Genomic DNA, 3,225 nt, shown 5'->3' on the forward strand with positions numbered 1-3,225 from the left:
CTCGCGGGTTTTCCTCCGGGCTTTCGTTCTGTTCTGTTCTTGCGTTTCCGACTCTATCAGACTCTTTCGGGCCCGATTTCCTCGGTGCTTTCCAGATCCTGCGCTTTCGCGCTTTCCCTTTCCGGCGATTCCGACTCTATCAGAAGTTTTCCACCGGATTTCCCGGCTTCGATTCTGGATGGAGAGTCGAATGTGCCCCAGTGGAATTCAATTCCTTGGGGGCGAGAGAGATGTTAAACCATCACTGCCGAACTTGTCCAGTTCGAGGCAACCGTTCGAATCTACCTCCCCGCAGCGACCGTGTCAACGGTGTTTGCGGGACGACGAGGAGACTAGCAGCTCAGCGGGGCCCGACGCACATCAGGCACGTCAGGCCGCGGTGGGCAGCGTCGCCGTGCGGTCGGCTTCCTCCACGTCGCCCGCCTCGCCCTCGCGGGAGGCGCGGCCGCCCAGGACGTAGACGTACGTCAGGAAGGCGGCCTCGGCCGCGACTCCGATGGCGATGCGGGCCCAGGTGGGAAGGCCCGACGGGGTGACGAAGCCTTCGATCAGGCCCGAGACGAAGAGCACCGCGGCCAGGCCGATCGCCATGCCGAGGGCGGCACGGCCCTCCTCGGCGAGGGCCGTCCGGCGGGTTCGGGGGCCGGGGTCGATGACCGTCCAGCCCAGGCGCAGGCCGGTGCCGGCGGCGACGAAGACGGCGGTCAGTTCGAGCAGGCCGTGCGGGAGGATCAGGCCGAGGAAGACGTCGAGACGTCCGGCCGAGCTCATCAGGCCGATGCCCACGCCGAGGTTCGCCATGTTCAGGAAGAGGATCCACAGGACGGGCAGGCCGAGGAAGACGCCGAGGACCAGGCAGATCGCGGCGGCCTGGGCGTTGTTCGTCCAGACCTGCGCGGCGAACGAGGCCGCGGGATGGCTGGAGTAGTACGTCTCGTACCCGCCGCCCGGCCGGGTGAGGTCCTTCAGGTGCTCCGGGGCGGCGATGGCGCTCTGGACCTCGGGGTGGGTGGCTATCCACCAGCCGATGAGGACGCCGAGGGCCGTGGACAGCAGGGCCGTGGGTATCCACCAGCGGCGGCTGCGGTACACCGCCGCGGGGAAGCCCGCCGTGAAGAAGCGTGCGGCGTCGCGCCAGCTCGCCCGGCGGGTGCCGGTCACGGTGGCGCGGGCGCGGGCGACCAGCTGGGTGAGCCGGCCGGTGAGCATGGGGTCGGGGGCGCTCGACTGGACGAGGGAAAGGTGGGTGGAGGTGCGCTGGTAGAGCGCTACGAGCTCGTCCGCCTCCGCTCCGGTCAGCTTCCGGCCGCGGCCGAGGAGCTGCTCCAGGCGCGCCCACTGCGCCTGGTGGGCCGCCACGAAGACGTCGAGGTCCATCCGGTTACCGCTCCCCTGCCCCTGGCCGTTCGATTCGGCGTACCGCTCCTGTGGTCAGCTTGGCAGACTGGAGCGCACAGGGGCGGGTCAGGTCGGTGAAAGGTGCACTCGGTGAGCGATCTGGTGACGGGGGACGCGGTCGTCCTGGGTCTGCGGCCGGCGAGGCTGCCGAGCCGGGCGCTGGCGATCCTGCTCGACCTGGTCGTGTACGGCACGGGCTTCATGATCGTCTCCATCGGGCTGGTCTTCGCGACGGCCGGCCTGGACGATGCCGCACAGGCCGCGGTGACCGTGGCGAGTCTGCTGCTGGTGCTGGTCGGGGTGCCGATCGCCGTGGAGACGCTGACGCACGGACGCTCGCTCGGGAAGCTGGCCTGCGGGCTGCGGGTGGTGCGCGAGGACGGCGGGCCGATCCGCTTCCGGCACGCGCTGGTGCGCGGGGCGCTGGGCGTGGTGGAGCTGCTGATGACGCTCGGGACGGTGGCCTGCATCGCCTCGCTGGTCTCGGAGCGGGGACGGCGGCTCGGTGACGTGTTCGCGGGGACGCTCGTGGTCCGCGAGCGGGTGCCGGGGGCCCGGGTGATGCCGGTGCCCCCGCCGCCGCCCTGGCTGGCCGGGCGGTTCACCGCGCTCGACCTCTCGGCGGTGCCGGACGGGCTGTGGCTGGCGATCCGCCAGTACCTGACGCGGATGAACCAGCTGGACCCGCACACGGGCGCCGCGATGGCGGCCCGGCTCGCGGACGACGTGGTGGCCAGGACCGGGACCCCGCCGCCGGCCGGGGTGCCGGCGGCCGCGTTCCTGATGGCCGTGGTGCACGAGCGGCAGACGCGGGACGCGGCCCGGGCCTTCGCCGGGCCGGTGGGACCGTACCCGTCGGCCCCGGCGGGCGCGCCCGTCGTGGCCGCACCGCCCGTCGTGGCCGCACCGCCCGTCGCGGCCGTCCCGCCCGTCGCGCCGCCCGCCGCTTCGCCCGGACGCGGGAGCGGGTTCGCGCCGCCCGCTTAGGGCGCGTAGGGGTCGTCCGGGTCGCCTTCGGGGAAGGCCGAGGGCGGGGTCTCCAGGTGTTCGAGTTCGATGCCGGGGGCCGACAGGACGACGTCGCCGGCGAGATGGACGGTGTGCACCTCGCCGGTGTCGAGCGCGGTGACCCGGTACTCGTCCACCACCAGCGGGCCGCTGTCCGTGGGGTGCTCCGCGCGGGAGGTCAGCGCCCACGCCTGGTCGACCGTACGGGCGGCGAGGACCGGGTCCGTGAGGGCGACCAGCCGTACGCGGGTGGCCGGGGCGCCGGGGGCCAGGCGCAGCAGGCGGGCCGTGGCGACGAGGAAGGCCGGGGAGGCGCCGGTGAAACCGGGGGCCCGGACGTTGCCCTCGGTGGCCTCCGCGCCGGCGGGGTCGGTGCGGACCCAGGTGACGCCGTCGACGGCGGCGCCGCGCACCTGCCAGCCGGAGGCGTTCAGTTCGAGGCGGATGGGCCGGCCGAGCGCGTCCACGGCCAGGTCGACCGAGCCCCGGTGTCCGCCGTCGGGGTGGGTCAGCTGGGCGACGTAGCGCCAGCCGGACGGGCCGGGGGCGCAGTGGAAGTGCTCCTCGCCGAGGGGGGCGTGGTCGTGCGGGTCGTGGAGCGAGTAGCGGCCGCGGGGCATGGGGCGTGGTCCTTGCGTGCGTACGGGGCAGGCCCCCGGCGCGGTCGCCGGGGGCCTGGCTCGGTGCTGTGGATCCGTGGGGATCAGTAGCGGTAGTGGTCCGCCTTGTACGGGCCCTCGACCTTGACGCCGATGTAGTCGGCCTGCTCGGGGCGCAGGGTGGTCAGCCGGACGCCGAGCGCGTCGAGGTGGAGGCGGG

General features: G+C 73.1%; 4 protein-coding genes. 1 reads left to right on the forward strand and 3 read right to left on the reverse strand.

Annotation, left to right across the window (positions count from 1 at the left end; genetic code table 11):
- Window positions 1-369: 369 nt before the first annotated feature.
- On the reverse strand, window positions 370-1,377 hold the full coding sequence (locus ACGFXC_RS37500) for a stage II sporulation protein M (protein WP_393719424.1): 1,008 nt from the start codon (window positions 1,375-1,377) through the stop codon (window positions 370-372).
- A gap of 111 nt (window positions 1,378-1,488) precedes the next feature.
- Between ACGFXC_RS37500 and ACGFXC_RS37505 the strand changes: the two genes are divergently transcribed.
- The gene (locus tag ACGFXC_RS37505) at window positions 1,489-2,385 is read left to right on the forward strand and encodes an RDD family protein (RefSeq protein WP_393719425.1); all 897 of its coding nucleotides are present in this window, start codon (window positions 1,489-1,491) and stop codon (window positions 2,383-2,385) included.
- Here ACGFXC_RS37505 and ACGFXC_RS37510 read toward each other — a convergent pair.
- Together ACGFXC_RS37510 and ACGFXC_RS37515 are read right to left on the reverse strand one after the other, a co-directional pair.
- Window positions 2,382-3,026, reverse strand: a complete 645-nt coding sequence (locus ACGFXC_RS37510) for a hypothetical protein (RefSeq protein WP_393719426.1) — start codon at window positions 3,024-3,026, stop codon at window positions 2,382-2,384. The two genes, ACGFXC_RS37505 and ACGFXC_RS37510, sit on opposite strands and share 4 nt — an antisense overlap.
- An 83-nt stretch (window positions 3,027-3,109) precedes the next feature.
- Window positions 3,110-3,225, reverse strand: a 116-nt coding sequence (locus tag ACGFXC_RS37515; protein WP_393719427.1) for an adenosylhomocysteinase, incomplete at its 5' end; no start/stop codon positions are given.

It is taken from the genome of Streptomyces sp. NPDC048507 (assembly GCF_043199995.1).
Taxonomy (GTDB): Bacteria; Actinomycetota; Actinomycetes; order Streptomycetales; family Streptomycetaceae; genus Streptomyces.

Bases quoted from the DNA above. Each gene is read 5' to 3' on its own strand.
- ACGFXC_RS37500 (WP_393719424.1), bottom strand. From the start codon at position 1,377: ATGGACCTCGACGTCTTCGTGGCGGCCCACCAGGCGCAGTGGGCGCGC.
- ACGFXC_RS37510 (WP_393719426.1), bottom strand. From the start codon at position 3,026: ATGCCCCGCGGCCGCTACTCGCTCCACGACCCGCACGACCACGCCCCC.